Consider the following 16,470-nt stretch of genomic DNA (forward strand, 5'->3'; position numbering starts at 1 on the left):
CTTCCCCCTTTACTAACCTAACCCAACCAATTTTTTAATTATATCCCGGATTTTGTCCGAATTCTTCTGCATTTAATAAAGCATTTAACTCTTCTTGCCTAATTGGACGTAAGCGGTGAAAAGGCTGTACCTGCGTAATATCAGGGTTTTGTGCTTTTATAAAATCAACAAATGCTTGTCCGTTATTAGCGCCTAACATTCTCTTTAAATCAAACCAACGAAGATGCTCACCAGCCAATTCTCTTGCTCTTTCTTTTAGTATAAAATCCTCATTGATATTGGTTGCACTAACCTGCATAGCTGCAGTTTGGTTAACCGGAGTTTTTTTGGCAGCTCTGGTTCTTAAAACATTAATATAATCTGCCGCAGCACTTGGGTTGTTTAATTTCCACTCGGCCTCGGCAGCAATTAAATACATTTCTGCCAAACGCATCACAATAACATCTTTAAAGCCAGGTTGTGCATTGGCTGCGGTACGGTCTGGATCTCTAAATTTCTTGAAATTGATATGGTCTGCACCTGTAATAATAGTTCCGTTTGCATTGTAAACACTATCCCTATCAATAACGATATAAGGTTTTAACCTATCGTTTGGTACAATTTTTTTAGTGATAAATAAAGCAGTATCAATGCCAGCTCTAATTACTTTACCAATTACGCTTGGGTCTTTACGATGTGTAGCGGCTAAAGATGCTGTCCAAGTGAAATTGGTATTAGCAATCCATACTTCTTGGAAAGAAGCATCGTATCTGCTATCTATATTCTCATTAAAGTAATCTAAAAAGCTTAGTGTAGGCATTAAGCGTCTGCTATTCTCGAAACCATATTCTAAACTTTGTACCAAACCTGGTTTTCCGTTATAACGAGCTTGAAACACCTGATATAGACGATTACCATTAGCATCGTAATTAATAGCTTGGTTGGTAGAATTGCTGACTACATAAAGCGCTTCTTTATTGCGTTTATTGTTAGCGGGGTTCCACATATCAGCGTAGCTGGTCCATAAATCTACTTCTAAAGCAGCTTTGTTATCAATAACGGCTTTAGCAGCGTCTCTGGCTCTGGTAAAATAGGTTTGAGCTTCTGCACCAGTTGAATAATAAGCTCTAGAAAGTAAAGCTCTGGCTAAAAATCCCATAGCAGATTTTCTGCTTGCCCTGCTATATTCATTTCCCCAAAAGCTTTGTAAAGGAAGATTTGCAGCTGCAAACTCTAAATCAGAAATGATGAGATTATAAAAATCTTCCACCGGACTTCTTTTGGCTGTTAACAAGGGGGTTTTGGTTTCTTCTGTACGTAACATCACCCCTCCAAAGCTTTCTACTATATGCCAATAGTAAAAAGCTCTTAAAAAGCGTAACTCGCCTTCTCTTCTGTTCTTTTCAGCCTGATTGGTAAAGCCAGCATCATTAATACGGTTAATACCCGCATTACATATGTTAATAGCTTTCCATAGATCTCGCCAAGCCGCTCTTACAGGGTTTCCTTGTAAGGGTGTTAAACCAGCATACTGTGTTAGTTGTGCGGCATAGGTATTTTTATCTCGGTTAAACCATAAATCGGTACCAGATTCTGACATAAAAATGCCATCTTCTTTGCCATACCAAGCTCTTTGTTCTGAGTAGGCTGCATTTACATTGGTAACAAAACCTTCTGGGGTAGACCATACAGCATCTGCCGTAGCTCCAGAGGGGTTATACTCCTCTAGTTTATTACAAGAAATGGTTAGCGCCATACCTGCTGCTAAACAGCTTAATGTTAAATATCTTTTAGTTTTCATCTTTTTCCTGTTTATCATTAAAAACCAACATTTAATCCAAATACAAAAGTTCTGCTTAGTGGGCTATTTTCTGCACCACCACGCTCTGGGTCATAATTTCTTATCAGCGAGCTTTTAGCTACAGTAAGCAAATTATTTGCGGTAGCATAAACCCTAACCCGGTTGTAAAAAGATTTTCCAGATTTTATTTGCGGTAAAGTATAGCCTAGGGTAACTGTTTTCACTTTGAAGAAAGAGCCATCTACAAAGTTTAAAGCTTGGTAACCAGTATAACCAGCGTAAGAGCTTAGTGTGGTTCCTCTTCTTGGTCTAGGGAAATCGTTAGTAGGGTTTTCTGGTGTCCAATAGTCTAATATTTCTGGTCCGTTTCCTGTGCCTGCAGGGTTAAACCTGCCTAAAAACTCAGCATCAATGGTTTGGCCATAACGGGCTACTAAGAAAACACCTAAATCGAAATTTTTATAGGTGAAATTATTTTGTAAACCTGCTATCCAATCTGGTACGGTTGATCCTACATAAGTTAAGTCGGCAGAACTGATGAGGAAATCGCCATTAATATCTCTTAACTTGATATCACCAGGTTGAAAAGTATGGCCACCAACTTTATACTTAGCAGCTTCTTCTGCCTCATTTAACTGCCAAATACCTAGTTTATCATAAGTATAGAAAGAAGTAATAGGACGACCAAGCAGTAAAGAGCTTCTTTCAAAACCACTGCTAGGGAAAATATCTCTACCATCAATTAGTTCAGTTATTTTCTCCTTTTTTCGGTTATAAGTGAGTGTAGAAGACCAGGTGAAATTTTTAGTTTGGATATTTCTGCTGGTAATTTCTAGCTCGATACCGCTATTTTTTGTACTTGCAATGTTTTGGGTAACATCAATCATCCCGGTAGAAAGTGGTAAAGTTCTGCTTAATAAAATGTCTGATGTGCGAGCCTCGTACCATTGAACAGAACCACTAATACGATTATTGAACAAGCCGAAATCTAAGCCAATATCTAAAGAAGCTGTTTTTTCCCAACCTAAGTTAGTATTCCCAACGGTACCTCTAAATACGAATGAATTTACAGGTACATCGCCAAAGCTCATGTTAGAAGAAGAGTTTAAGTTGTTTTGAGTGCTGTAAACACCAATATTATAGTTTCCGCTGATACCATAGCTAGCTCTTAATTTAAGATTATTTACTTGGCGGATATTTTTCATGAAAGATTCTTCAAAAATATTCCAGCCGATAGCTGCCGAAGGGAAGAAGTCCCATTTATTACCTGGCGATAGTCTGGAAGCACCATCATATCTGCCTGATGCGGTAAACAAATATTTGCCTTTATAACTGTAATTAACCCTAGCAGCGTAAGCCATATTACTCCAACCCTCATAGGCAGAACCAATAGTTCTGGTGATAGAAGTACTAGAAGAGTTTAAATCGTAGAACAGTTGGGAAGCTAAAATTTGTCCTTGCCCTGATGCTGATAGGCGGTCTACATCACTTTGCTGATAACTGGTAATACCTGTTAAAACTAAATTATGGTCTTTGATATTTTTGGTATAGGTTAAGATATTATCCCAGTTGATGTAACGGTTAAACGCAGTATTTTGTGATGCTACAGAAATGCGTGGTCCGTTTTGTGCTAAAGATGTTCTATCGTTAAAAATACCTTGTCTGGAGTTATTAAAGTTAGTCCCAATATTAGATCTAAAATTTAATCCATTTAAAGGCGATACAGATATATAGGCATTAGCTACGATATTGTTTCTTAGGGTGTTATTTCTAGCAATAAACTCGTTACGTTCATCTGCTAGCGGGCTTATGGTAGTTCCGTCTGGTAAAGGAAAAAGGTTAATTGTTCCGTCCTGATTAAATGGGGTGCCTAAAGGGCTAATTTGCGTAGCCTGCCCCAATGGGTTTTGGCGGTTATTAAGTGCCGAGTATACAATTTGGGTGTTAAAGCCAACTTTCATCCAGTTGTTAACGGTTTGGTCTAAATTTAGCCTCAGGTTATAGCGATTAAAATCATTCCCTCTTAACATGCCATCTTCTTTAAAATATCCTGCAGAACCAAATACGGATGTTTTCTCAGAGCCTCCGGTGATAGAAACATTGTGACTTTGTTGTGAGCCGTCTCTAATTACTAAATCCATCCAGTCTACAAACTGTCCAGCTTGTATAGCGTCTAATTCTCCTGGGCCATCAAAAACCAATTGGTCATCTGTTATACCAATAGTTCTTGCGGCTTCACGTCTAAGTTTGATATAACTTTCGCCAGTTCTTGAAGATGGGAAATCATAAGTATTGATACCATAATAAGCATCATAATTAACTTTTACTTTTCCGGCACTTCCTTTTTTAGTAGTTACAATAATAACCCCATTTGCACCTTGCGCCCCGTAAATGGCTGTAGAAGAAGCATCTTTTAAAACCTCAATAGATTCAATATCATTAGGGTTTATGGCGTCAATACTATTTCCTTGGAAACCGTCTACAATAATAAGAGGGCCATTTCTATTACCTACATCATCGCGGTTGCTGGCGATAGATCTATTTCCTCTGATAACAATATTAGCGTTTCCGCCAGCAGCACCTGTGCTTCTTACAATATCGGCACCAGCCACCCTACCTTGCAAAGCTTCAACAGCATTATGAGTTGGTGTTCTTACAATATCTTCTGCTTTTACAGATGAAACAGAACCTGTTAAATCTCTTTTTCTTACGGTTCCGTAGCCTATAACTACAACCTCATCAAGTTGAGAAGCATCGGCAACTAAAGTAATATTAACAGTAGTTTGGCTGCTGCTAACGCTTATTTCTTGTTGTTTAAAGCCCAAGTAAGTAACCACTAAGGTAGTAGCCTGCTGCCCAGAAATATTGATGCTAAATTTACCATCAACATTAGTTAAGGTACCGTTTGTAGTACCTTTTATGGTAACCGAAGCACCAGGTAATGGTAAACCTTGTTCATCTACGATGGTTCCGTTAATTACATAGTCAACTGCGGCAGTAGAAGAAGCTTTAATGACAATCATATCATCAATCAAATCAAAAACCAAGGCTTGGTTTTGTAAGACTTGCTTCATTACTGTTTTGATATCAGCATTTTCTGCGATAACTTTTATTTTTTTGTTGAGGTTAACCTGGTCTTGCCTAAAGAAAATACTGTATTTACTTTCTTTTTCAATTTTCTGAAACATCTGTTTAACAGTAATATCTGTTTCATGGAGGTTAAAACTTTGAGAATATACGGCAGCATGTAGCTGCATAATACCCGCAAATACTAAAAAGGTCATTAGCTTCATAGCGATAAGCATTTTTAGCCAATAAGAGTTGGCAAATAGAAGTTTTCTATTTAAAAAAGTCATAATTTTGGTTTATTAGTTAATACTAGGCTTCCCCAAGCTTATAGGGTATTAGCTATTCATTTGATTACCGGGATGTTGCAAGCGTCCCGGTTTTTTTATGTTCTATGTCTCTTTTCTATTTCATAAATTACGGTTTAGGTTTTTGATGATACAATTGGTTAGTATTTTTCACGATAATGCGCTTCTCTTTAAGCGTATAGGTTATAGGTGTAGTTTCTTTAATGATTTGCAAAACGGTAAAAACATTGGCAGTAGGTTTAAAAGTACCTGTATAATGGTAGTTTCCAAGTTCTGGGTCTTCCAAAATAATCTCTACATTAAATCTTCTTTCTAGAGTGTTGATGATTTCTAAAAAGCTGGTATTTTCAAACATCAAAAGTTGGTGTTGCCAGCCGTTATATTCTTCTAAATAAGCAGGCTTAACATCAGTAATGCTTAAAGGTGTATTGGCTTTTTTATTGGTTGATGGATTAAATTTGTTAGTCTTTTTTAAGTCGATTTTTAGAAGTTGGTTGGCATTGATAAATACTTTACCCTCTTCATCATCATGTGGGTTAAGTTTTCCTTCTACAGAAATTTTACCTTCTTTAACAGCTGTTTCAAAAACACCATCTTCTGGATAAGCTTTAACTGTAAAAGCTGTGCCTATATCTCTTACCTTAAAGCCAGCCGCATGTATGATAAAAGGAATATCGTTTTGGCTTTCTGCAATATCAAAAAATGCTTCACCGTTGAGGATAACTTGGCGTTCTGCTTTACCAAAATCTTTATTATAGCTGAGTTTTGTACCTGCATTTATCATTACTAAAGTGCCATCTGGAAGCGTAATTGTTTGAGTTTTTCCACGTGGAACGCTTAGCTCTTGGTAAACTATTTTGGTGTTTTTTTGCTGATAGATATAGGCTGCCAGCGCAATAGAACATACCAATAATACACTAGCAGCATATTTTAGCCATGTATAAGATGTTTGTGTAGGGGTGTTTTCTTCTACAAACCTATTGTAAGCTTTGTCAATATCAATTTCTAGGTATTGTTGGCTTAATTGCTGATGCCAATTTTCATATAAGTCTATAAATGCTTTTTCTTGCGCTTCGTTTTCGGCAATCCATTGTTTTGCCAAATGCTTTTCTTCGTCAGAAGCATGGCCCGTAATGTAGTTAATGAGTATTTCTTTGATGTAATTTTCCATCCCTATAAAATGATATACAATTGTAAAAGGCTTTACCCCCAAAGGGGAGGCTCATTTATTATTAGAAAAAATAGATGATGATGAAAAAAAGCAGATGTTGGAGCTTAAAACGCAATTTTTCTAAAGCAATAGACATTTGCCTTTCTACTGTTTTATGTGAAATATTAAGTTGCTTAGCAATTTCTTTATTCCTAAGCTCTTTAAACCGGCTAAGTTTAAATACCTCTTTACATCTTTGAGGAAGGTTTTCTATAGCTTGGTTTATGTGCTGTTCAAATTCTTTATGGTAGATAGGGTTTTGTTCAAAAGTAGGAACCTCAGAAAGTAAATTATTTTTTTGAAGATAGTTAACGTACTCGCTTTGTATCTTTTTATGCTTCAAATAATTTAAAGCCCTGTTTTGTACCATTTTGTACAAATAGCCGCTAAAATTTTCGTCAAATTCATACTGTTCTTTGCGCTCCCACAAAAAACTAAAAGCCTCAGAAACTATTTCTTCTGCAACAGGCAAATCATTCACATATTTATTAGCGAAAAAGATAAGTTTAGCATAATAAGCTTTAAAAAGAGCTTCAAAACCGTTTGCCATTTGTATAGCTATTATTTGTAAATGATGTTATAGAATAATGTAATACAACATGATTCTAAATTCTTTTAGGGCGATTTCTAAACTAAAAACACAGTTTTAACTTCAGAAAATCATTAATTGGCTTTTACCATAAGTAAAAATTAAAGTTATTGCTAGCCATAGGAATATTTCTGTATAATCCTTTCAGAAGTTTATAGGATTTTAGCAATTGTTTAAGGGAGTTTTTAGTAGTCTTAGGTTAACACAACAATTATTAAAAGGAATACTTTTTTTATTTTCAGAAGCTTTCTATATTAGGATATGGCCTGGGGCATTTCACCTAAAAAAACAGCACAAGTTCCATTGCATGGTTTTGGAACCGATAAGTATTTAGCAATAGTTTTCAATGCTTTTGAAAATCTAAATTGGAAAGTAAGCTATGCAGATGATAAAGGTTTAATAGCTTATACACCCATTTCTTGGGAGTCATACTCAGAGCAGATTACTGTAGTTATAGAAAATGAAATTGCGCATATCAAAAGTGAATGCGTAGGTTATCAGGCTTTTTTGTACGATTATGGCAAAAACGAGAAAAATTTAGAGTTACTAATTACTGAGATTGAGTATTGTGCTTTCCATATCCAAACAGATATAGAAGGAAATATTCAAAGGTTTAAAGATAATTTTTACCAGCATCCGGGTATAAATCTGTCTTATACCCCGCTTGGTGCTAAAGATAAGTTTACCCATTTAGGCACCATATTTATACCAAGAAAAAACTATCAAGTGGTACCGATATTAATCGGTATAAACTGTCTGGTTTTCATATTTCAGCGTATTATTTTTTCTGCCTATGTGTTTGCGCTCAATAAAAAAGGAGCCTCAGATATTGAGGAGAAAAGTACCGCTTTTGCGAAAATAGTATTTGGCGGTATAGAGCGTAATTTGGTTTTAAATGGAGATTACTGGCGTTTATTTACTGCTTGTTTTTCTCATAGTTCTTTTAGTCATATCTTTTTTAATATGATTTTTCTGGCCTATATAGGTTCTATTATAGAAGGTAGGGTTGGTAAATGGAATTTTTTAGGTTTATACCTCATGACAGGTATCTGCGCAAGCATAACTTCTATTGGTTTTAGATACGAGGAAATGGGCGTAGGTGCTTCTGGAGCTATCATGGGTATGTTTGGTGTTTTCTTAGCTTATTTAAGTACTAACTTTTTTGATACTAAGGCCAGAACTGCATTTTTGATAAGCACTGCATTGATAAGTATCATTACCTTATGGCCTAGCGGCGAAGGGATAGACCATGCAGCCCATTTTGGAGGTTTTATTTCTGGATACATCTTTGGGCTTTTCTCTTATTGGGCTTACACAAAAGCAGAGCGCACTAAACGCTATTTTATAAGGACAGTGAGTTATATTTTGATACTTTTAGCCATGTCTTCTTGGGTGTATTTAATGCCTAAATACGATTTAGAAGCCTTCAGAAAATCAAAAGATAAAATGATGGTCGACTTAAACCTTATTTCTTCTTACTTTTACGCTTCTGATTATGATACGCTTACAAAAGCAGAGCGTATTGTCTTGCTAGAAACCAAGATGATTCCTGTCATAAGAAAGAATGAAATAGTGCTGAGGGAATTAAAGAGTACTCCTTTACCATCAGAAGAAGAAAAAGATGCAAAACAGTTCTTCAAGTACTATGGTAATAAGCTTAAAATTTACGAGTTATTGTATAAAGAGTATAAAACAGATCATCCTGCATACAGAAAGAAAATGCAACAACTTACAGATGAAATTTACGAGCAAGAGGAAGAATAATAAATTAAACGTTAACACATAAATGAGAAGATTTAAATTATTGCTATTAACGCTATTATGTAGCACAGGTGCTTTTGCACAAGGGTTAATTGGCTACATGAACAATGCAAGCGATTTTTTTGATAAGCTAAATCAGCGCAAATTTGAAGAAGCTCAAGGTTTTTTTGCCGATAGTATTAAAGCTAAAGTTCCGCCGGCAACTTTAGAAGCTGTTTGGAAACAAATTACTGCCAGAATGGGTAATTTAACTTCTATTGATGGCGCAGAAAACCGTAGTCAGGATGATTTTCAATCTGTAATTTTAAACTGTTCTTTTGAGAAAGGAAACCAACCTTTTCAGTTTGTATTTAATAAAGACCAAAAGCTGATAGGCTTTTTTATAGCAGCCAGACCCAATATTCCAACACATAAATTACCTGCTTACGCCGATACTGCTAGCTATAAAGAAGAGTTTATCACTATTAAATCTGGTACACATGAGCTTCCAGGTATCTTAACAAAACCCAAAAACGGAGAAAATTTCCCTGTAGTGGTATTGGTGCATGGCTCTGGTCCGGCAGATATGGATGAAAGCGTTGGCGCACAAAAACCTTTTAAAGATTTGGCAGTAGGCTTAGCATCACAAGGGATAGCCAGTATCAGATACGTAAAACGTACTACCATTTATCAGAAAGAATTTACCAAAGCATTTACCTTAAAAGAAGAAACTGTTGATGATGCTGAAGCTGCTTTAAATTTTGCTAAAACCCTTCCAGAGATAGATAAAGAACAGCTTTACGTTTTTGGGCATAGCTTAGGCGGTATGGTTGCACCACGTTTAGCTAGCCAAAACCCTGATGTAAAAGGTATTATTTTGGCTGCAGCACCAGCAAGAAAATTTACTGATATCATCAGCGAACAAAATAAATACTTGTTTGCGCAAAGTAAAGACACCTCTGCAACTTTAAAAGCTAGTTTAGATAAAGCCTTAAAAGATATACAGCAAGTAGCCAACTTAAAAGCAGGTGCTTTACCTGCCGATTCTCTAATGCTAGGATTACCTGTTTCTTATTGGTTAGACATCAATAACTTAAACCAAGTAGAAACGGCAAAGAAATTGAAGACCAAAATATTGGTAATTCAAGGAGGAAACGATTTTCAGGTGAGCACTACAGATTATAACGAATGGCAAAAAGCATTAAAAAATAAGAAGAACGTTAGTTTTAAATTTTACCCAATGCTTAATCATTTATTTAGCTTTGTTTCTGAGAAAGGTACAGCTAGCCAATACCAACAAGTAGCTAATGTTGATGCCGTTTTAATTAATGATGTAGCAGCTTGGATAAAGCAATAATATGATTCAGATACAGATTTTTGTAAACAACCCTTATCAGGAAAATAGCTACATTCTTTACGATGAAACTAAAGAATGTGTGATTATAGACCCCGGTATGTATACCTCTGCTGAGCAAAACGAGGTTATCAATTTTATTAAAGAAGAAGGTTTAAAACCGGTATTATTCCTTAATACCCATTGTCATATAGACCATGTTTTAGGTAATAAATTCATCTTTGATAATTATGGCTTAAAGCCCCAATTTCATAAAGGAGAGCTTCCGGTTTTGCAGGCAGTGCCCGCTTATGCGCCACAACAAGGTTTTAGATACGAATTATCACCAGAGCCAGAAGTATTTCTGCCAGAAACAGGTTTTGTAAACTTCGGAAACAGTAGTTTAGAGCTGGTTTTTGCTCCTGGGCACTCGCCAGCACACCTTTGCTTTTTAAGCAGAGCAGATAAATTTTTGATAGGTGGCGATGTGTTGTTTAGAGGAAGCATTGGTCGTACAGATTTACCCGGTGGCGATTACCAAACCCTTATTAACAGTATCCAAAACAAGGTATTTACCTTGCCAGATGATATTGTAGTTTACCCGGGTCATGGACCAGAAACTACAGTGGGTTACGAGAAACAGTATAATCCTTTTTTTAATAGGTGAATGCATCATTCTACATAGCTAAGCGGTATTTATTCTCTAAGAAATCTACCAATGCTATCAATATGATATCTGGTATTTCTATGCTAGGTGTATTTATTGGCAGCGCAGCCTTAATCATCATTTTATCGGTATTTAATGGTTTTGAAGGCTTGGTTTTATCTATGTATGATAGCTATTCGCCACACCTCAAAGTAGAAGCTGCCAAAGGTAAAAGTTTCAACCCGCAAACACCTTTTTTTAAACAGCTAGAAAGCGATGCTCAAATTTTTTCTTATACCCATGTTTTGCAAGAAAAAGCTTTATTAAGGTATGATGATTTACAGTTTATAGGTAAAGTAAAAGGGGTAAGTAAAGATTTTTTAAAGAATAACCTGTTAGATTCTTCTTTGGTACAAGGTGAATTTGTTTTAGGAGATTCTACCCAACAGTTAGTTGTTATTGGTGCAACTGTACAATATGTTTTAGGGGTAAATATTAATAACCCGTTAAAAAGGTTAGAGATATATTCGCCAAAAAAAGGTACGCAAAGTGCATTTACCCCTTCAGATGAATTTGTAGCAGCCTATTTACAGCCTGTAGGTGTTTTTCAAACGCAGCAAGAAGAAAGTGATATGGTTATTGTGCCTATAGAGACTGCCCGTACTTTATTGCAAGAATCTAAAAATGTATCGGCAATAGAGATTTTTCTAAAAGACCAAGACGATGTTGATGCTTTTAAGAAACACCTAGAAAAGAACTTAGGAAGTGCTTTTGTTGTGAAAAATCGTATACAACAAAACGCTTTACTTTATAAAATCTTAAATTCTGAGAAATGGGCAATCTATCTCATCTTAACCTTTATACTCATTATCGCTATTTTTAATATTATTGGTTCTTTAACCATGCTAGTGATTGACAAAAGAAGAGATATTGCTATTTTGAATAGTTTAGGGGCATCTAAAACCATGATTAGTAGAATTTTTCTTTATGAAGGTTTAATGATAGCTATGTTAGGTTGCTTCTTAGGTCTTTTAGCAGGTTTAGGATTTTGTTTATTACAGCAAGAATTTGGTTTAATAAGTATGGGTCAAGCTAATCTATTGATAGATGCTTACCCTGTAAAGCTTAAAATAGCAGACTTCTTTTTAGTATTTATGACTGTATTTACCATCTCTTTTATTGCTGCTTTTATAAGCTCGAGGTTAAGTATCAAAAGGTTTGAGAAGTTAAAAGAAGATTTATAAAAAAAGGGATGATTTTAAATCATCCCTTCTCGGTGTAAACACCTATCAATAACCATCAATAATTATTCTCTTTTGTGTTTATCGTCCCTCTCTCCTTATTTTTCTATACTCACAATAACAATCTTACAACATCTAAATAAACACTGTCTCTTAAGCACTTATCTATTTAATTATTGACAGTAATTTTCTGTTTTTTACCAGTTACCCTGAAGCATTTGCCAGATAAAAGAAAAAGGCCAAATACCTTGTATCTCTTTCTCTACCATTTCATCAGCCTTAGCTTCTTTTGCTAAAGAAATATATTCTATGCTGATGTTATGTTCTTGCTGCATGATATCCTTTTGATGTATCAAATTTCGCTATAATAACTTTATAGTAAAAAGCGATAATACTAATGAGGATATAAGCAAAATCTATATCAGGTTAAGAAAATTGACTTACTATAATTAGGAATGATTTTTTTATCCTGCGCCGTTTGAAAAAGCTGTTGAATAGCCTTACGACCTTCAATGCCTAAATCAACCGAATATTGGTTTACATATAAAGAGATGTGTTTATACATCACTTCCTCGCTCATTTCCTGAGCGTGAGAACGTATATATGATAAGCCCGATTTCGGGTTTGCAAAAGCAAATTCTACAGATTTTCTAATCAAACGGTTAACCTTTAGTTTTACTTCATCGGGTAAAGAACGCTTAATCACAATACCGCCTAAAGGAATAGCAGATTGAGTGGTCTTCTCCCAATAATCGCCTAAATCCATGATTTTCTTTAAACCTTTTTCATGATAGGTAAAGCGGTTTTCATGAATAATGAGGCCTAAATCTATTTCCTTATTTAAGAGTTGTTGCTCTATTTTAGAGAATACAATTTCTTGTTTGTTTTGCAATTGCGGATAAGCAACGCCCAATAAAAAGTTGGCCGTGGTGTATTTTCCAGGGATACCAACTTTCAACAAATCTGGATTTAGCTGAATAAGGCTTTCATCAAAATCTTGGTTGGCAATTAATAAAGGGCCAACTCCAAAACCTAGAGCGCTGCCAGCATCAAGCAAAACGTAGTTTTCTAAAGCGTAAGCAAAAGCATGGTAGCTTAACTTGGTAATATCCAACTGCTGGTTAAAAGCTTTCTGGTTTAATGTTTCTACATCATCATAAGAAACCTCAAAATCTAAACCTTCAGTATCTATTTTTTTATGGATAAGCGCATCAAAAATAAAAGTATCATTGGGGCAGGGCGAGAAGCCTAAGCTTAGTTTCATGTGTTTGGTATTTTAAAAATCATCAATCAAATAGAACGTATTTTTTAATGCTGTCATATTTAGGCTGTGCAGAGTTGAAGCCATTATTTATACCTTAAAATCGGGCGTTTATCCACTGGCTTTCCGGCCTCTTGACCGGCCATGTCAAGGTACTTTTATTCAAAGTATTAGTTTTATGTTTTGGCCTTCATGAATGCTTTGCATGTTTCCGCAAAAAGTACCCAAAAACTCTCCGCTACGCCGCTTGCTTCTAAAGGTTTTGCTAAGGCTAGTTCTGTAGCTGCCGCAACCGCCAAGGCGGAATTAAGCGTAAACGGTTGTTAATGCTTGGGCCAGACTTCAAAATAGAAACATACTCATACTATTAATTTATATTAAATCTCAAGATGACAAACGACTCAGCCTAGTGCTTAGACTTTACTCAATTTTATTTTTTAGACAAAGTATTTAAGTATTCGCCTAGCCATTCATTTAAATTCTTAACAGCTAAAGGGATGTTCCAGTTTGCTTTATTTCTTTTTTCTACATAATTAGAAATAGCTCTTACTTGCATGCCCGCTACACCTGCTTCTTCGCAAGCGTAAAAGAAAGCTGCACCCTCCATACTTTCTGTTTGTGGGAACAAACGTTCTTTTACATCCTCAATGCTATCTTCATTACCATGTACTTTATTCACGGTAATACCTGTAACTTTCTTTAAATCTGTTTCAAAATCATCATGTAGCTGTTGTAAAAATTCAACCTCTCCTAATTGCATTTCTTCTAGACTTAAAAACTCTTCATCGTCCTCGGCGCCAAGCTCGGCTAAAATATCTTTTTTTACCTGTACTACTTCTCCAATGGCTATGCGTTTACTAAAGCTACCTGCTATACCTGCGTTTATAGCTATATCATAATTTTGGCTTTCTAGCGCTTTGCCCAATGCATATGCAGTAGCAACCATGCCAACTCCGGTAACCAAAATATCAATTTTATGAGCTAAGTAAGTGAAGCTTAAACCCTTTTCGGGGATGCTTAATTTTTTAAATAATGGTGCTATTTCTTGATAAGTTGCAACAACAATTAGTATCCTCATTCAACAAATTTACACACAATGATTTAAAGTGTTTCTTATCCTTGCAAATGCTTTACGTATATTTGCGCATTATTTAGGCAAAAATGATTTATATTACAAGAAAAGAGCATTTTAATGCTGCCCATAAACTTTACCGTGAGGATTGGAGCAAAGAGAAAAACGAAGAGCTTTTTGGTAGATGCGCAAATGCTAACTGGCATGGCCATAATTATGATTTATATGTTACCATAAAAGGTAATATTAATCCTGATACGGGTTTTGTGATTGATTTAAAAGAACTAAAAGATATTATTTTAGTAAATGTTATTGATAAGCTAGACCATAGAAATTTAAATTTAGATGTTGATTTTATGAAAGGTAAAATGGCATCTACAGAGGTTTTAGCCATAGAAATTTGGAAACAATTAGAATCTCATATTGCTGCTAGAGGAGCGCAATTGCATAGCATAAAACTTTATGAAACTGCCAATAATTACGTTGAGTATTTTGGCGATTAACACATCCGTATGAGTCTTGATAACCAACATGATGATTTTGCTGAAGAAAATGGCTATGCTAAAATAGACCGTTATAACAGTAAAAAAATCAATAAAATAGCAGCCAACTATGCAGAAATACTTTCTGAAATAGGGGAAAACCCGCAAAGGGAAGGCTTGCTAAAAACACCAGAGCGTGTTGCCAAAGCTTTACAGTTTTTAACCCATGGTTATGATTTAGATGCAGCAGAAGTTTTACGTTCTGCCATGTTTCAGGAAGATTATAGCCAAATGGTTATCGTAAAAGATATCGAAGTATACTCCATGTGTGAACACCACATGTTACCTTTCTTTGGTAAGGCGCATATTGCTTACATCCCTAACGGGCATATTGTGGGCTTAAGTAAAATACCTAGAGTGGTAGATATTTTTGCCAGAAGGTTACAGGTACAAGAAAGGTTAACTAACGAGATTAGAGATTGTATACAAGATACGCTTAAACCAGCAGGTGTTGCCGTAGTGATGGAGTGTAAACACATGTGTATGAGTATGCGTGGCATACAAAAACAAAATTCTGTTACTACAACATCGGCCTTTACAGGGCAATTTATTATAGAAAAAACACGGTCTGAATTTTTAAGGCTGATAGCTGCAAATTTAGCTTAGATTAAAATTTTAGCATACCCCTGTTTTGTCGGGCTGAGCGGATTTGAAGCCTTTTTAAGACATTCTAATTATATTTTAAACCAAATAAAACACAATGAGAGCATATATTTTTCCTGGTCAGGGTGCACAGTTTGTAGGGATGGGTAAAGACCTTTATGAAACATCAGCGCAAGCGAAAGACTTGTTTGAAAAAGCAAATGAAATTTTAGGTTTCAGAATTACTGATGTGATGTTTAACGGTACCGATGAAGATTTAAAACAAACCAACGTTACACAACCTGCTATTTTCTTACACTCGGTTATATTAGCTAAGGTTTTAGGGGATGATTTTAAGCCCGATATGGTTGCAGGGCATTCTTTGGGCGAGTTTTCTGCCTTAGTATCTGCCGGAGCTTTATCTTTTGAAGATGGTTTAAGGCTAGTTGCTGCCAGAGCTAATGCCATGCAAAAAGCTTGCGAGTTACAACCATCTACCATGGCGGCAATTTTAGGTTTAGATGATTTTACGGTTGAAGATATTTGCCAACGTGTAAGCGATGTTGTGGTGCCAGCCAATTATAACTGCCCAGGGCAATTGGTTATCTCTGGTAGCATTGCTGGTATTGATAAAGCTTGCGAGTTATTAACTGCTGCCGGAGCAAAAAGAGCCTTAAAATTGAATGTTGGTGGTGCTTTCCACTCGCCATTAATGGAAGCGGCAAGGGTAGAGTTAGAGGCGGCTATTGTAGCCACTCAGTTTAACGAGCCTATTTGCCCAGTTTACCAAAATATTGATGCTAAACCTTATAAAGATATAGCATCAATAAAAGCCAATTTAATTGCCCAACTTACAGGTTCTGTAAAGTGGACGCAAACTGTACAGAAGATGCTTGAGGATGGTGGTACCGAATTTATAGAAGTTGGGCCTGGGAATGTTTTACAAGGTCTGGTAAAGAAGGTAGATAGAAGCGTAAGCACATCAAGCGCAAGCTTATAAAAAAGAAACAAATAATGAAACAGCGGGAAAGGAATACTTTCCCGTTGTTTTTTGGCTTGATTTTTAAGTTTGACTATCTTTAGATGATTACGATGAATTA

General features: G+C 35.8%; 14 protein-coding genes. 7 read left to right on the forward strand and 7 right to left on the reverse strand.

What is annotated here, in order from left to right; translation table 11 throughout:
- Positions 1-34 precede the first annotated feature (34 nt).
- The 4 genes from GJJ64_RS10535 to GJJ64_RS10550 all read right to left on the reverse strand — a co-directional run bounded on the left by GJJ64_RS10535 (position 35) and on the right by GJJ64_RS10550 (position 6,914).
- Positions 35-1,780, reverse strand: a complete 1,746-nt coding sequence (locus GJJ64_RS10535) for a RagB/SusD family nutrient uptake outer membrane protein (protein ID WP_195759274.1) — start codon at positions 1,778-1,780, stop codon at positions 35-37.
- 17 nt (positions 1,781-1,797) lie between these two features.
- The gene (locus tag GJJ64_RS10540; protein ID WP_154287739.1) at positions 1,798-5,136 is read right to left on the reverse strand and encodes a SusC/RagA family TonB-linked outer membrane protein; all 3,339 of its coding nucleotides are present in this window, start codon (positions 5,134-5,136) and stop codon (positions 1,798-1,800) included.
- A gap of 127 nt (positions 5,137-5,263) precedes the next feature.
- Entirely contained in the window at positions 5,264-6,325 is a 1,062-nt protein-coding gene (locus tag GJJ64_RS10545) for a FecR family protein (RefSeq protein WP_154287740.1), read from the reverse strand.
- 61 nt (positions 6,326-6,386) lie between these two features.
- On the reverse strand, positions 6,387-6,914 hold the full coding sequence (locus tag GJJ64_RS10550) for an RNA polymerase sigma-70 factor (protein WP_154287741.1): 528 nt from the start codon (positions 6,912-6,914) through the stop codon (positions 6,387-6,389).
- Between the two features lie 300 nt (positions 6,915-7,214).
- On the opposite strand from GJJ64_RS10550, the gene GJJ64_RS10555 reads away from it, so the two are divergent.
- From GJJ64_RS10555 to GJJ64_RS10570, 4 genes are read left to right on the forward strand one after another with little or no spacing between them, the layout of a single operon-like run.
- The gene (locus GJJ64_RS10555; RefSeq protein WP_154287742.1) at positions 7,215-8,717 is read left to right on the forward strand and encodes a rhomboid family intramembrane serine protease; all 1,503 of its coding nucleotides are present in this window, start codon (positions 7,215-7,217) and stop codon (positions 8,715-8,717) included.
- Between the two features lie 22 nt (positions 8,718-8,739).
- Positions 8,740-10,050: an alpha/beta hydrolase gene (locus GJJ64_RS10560; RefSeq protein WP_154287743.1), complete on the forward strand. Its 1,311-nt coding sequence runs from the start codon at positions 8,740-8,742 to the stop codon at positions 10,048-10,050.
- 1 nt (position 10,051) lies between these two features.
- The gene (locus GJJ64_RS10565) at positions 10,052-10,693 is read left to right on the forward strand and encodes an MBL fold metallo-hydrolase (RefSeq protein ID WP_154287744.1); all 642 of its coding nucleotides are present in this window, start codon (positions 10,052-10,054) and stop codon (positions 10,691-10,693) included.
- A complete protein-coding gene (locus tag GJJ64_RS10570; protein ID WP_317162923.1) occupies positions 10,690-11,916 on the forward strand; it encodes an FtsX-like permease family protein in 1,227 nt (408 codons plus the stop codon). The genes GJJ64_RS10565 and GJJ64_RS10570 overlap by 4 nt, the downstream gene beginning before the upstream one ends.
- 194 nt (positions 11,917-12,110) lie before the next feature.
- Here the strand turns inward: GJJ64_RS10570 and GJJ64_RS10575 are convergent, their stop codons facing one another.
- The 3 genes from GJJ64_RS10575 to mqnB form a co-directional block, all read right to left on the reverse strand.
- Positions 12,111-12,248 carry a hypothetical protein gene (locus GJJ64_RS10575; RefSeq protein WP_154287745.1) on the reverse strand — a complete coding sequence of 46 codons (138 nt, stop codon included), beginning with the start codon at positions 12,246-12,248 and terminating at the stop codon, positions 12,111-12,113.
- Between the two features lie 86 nt (positions 12,249-12,334).
- Positions 12,335-13,177, reverse strand: coding sequence for a menaquinone biosynthesis family protein (locus GJJ64_RS10580; protein ID WP_154287746.1), 843 nt, complete (start codon positions 13,175-13,177; stop codon positions 12,335-12,337).
- Between the two features lie 427 nt (positions 13,178-13,604).
- On the reverse strand, positions 13,605-14,252 hold the full coding sequence (mqnB, locus tag GJJ64_RS10585) for a futalosine hydrolase (protein WP_154287747.1): 648 nt from the start codon (positions 14,250-14,252) through the stop codon (positions 13,605-13,607).
- Positions 14,253-14,335: 83 nt separating this feature from the next.
- On the opposite strand from mqnB, the gene GJJ64_RS10590 reads away from it, so the two are divergent.
- The 3 genes from GJJ64_RS10590 to fabD all read left to right on the forward strand — a co-directional run bounded on the left by GJJ64_RS10590 (position 14,336) and on the right by fabD (position 16,370).
- Complete coding sequence (locus GJJ64_RS10590) at positions 14,336-14,749, forward strand: 6-pyruvoyl trahydropterin synthase family protein (RefSeq protein WP_026903902.1); 414 nt, start codon at positions 14,336-14,338, stop codon at positions 14,747-14,749.
- Positions 14,750-14,758: 9 nt separating this feature from the next.
- Positions 14,759-15,394 carry a GTP cyclohydrolase I FolE gene (folE, locus tag GJJ64_RS10595; RefSeq protein ID WP_154287748.1) on the forward strand — a complete coding sequence of 212 codons (636 nt, stop codon included), beginning with the start codon at positions 14,759-14,761 and terminating at the stop codon, positions 15,392-15,394.
- Positions 15,395-15,488: 94 nt separating this feature from the next.
- Positions 15,489-16,370, forward strand: coding sequence for an ACP S-malonyltransferase (gene fabD, locus GJJ64_RS10600; RefSeq protein ID WP_154287749.1), 882 nt, complete (start codon positions 15,489-15,491; stop codon positions 16,368-16,370).
- Positions 16,371-16,470 lie beyond the last annotated feature (100 nt).

It is taken from the genome of Pedobacter puniceum, assembly GCF_009674685.1.
GTDB classification, from domain to species: domain Bacteria; phylum Bacteroidota; class Bacteroidia; order Sphingobacteriales; family Sphingobacteriaceae; genus Pseudopedobacter; species Pseudopedobacter puniceum.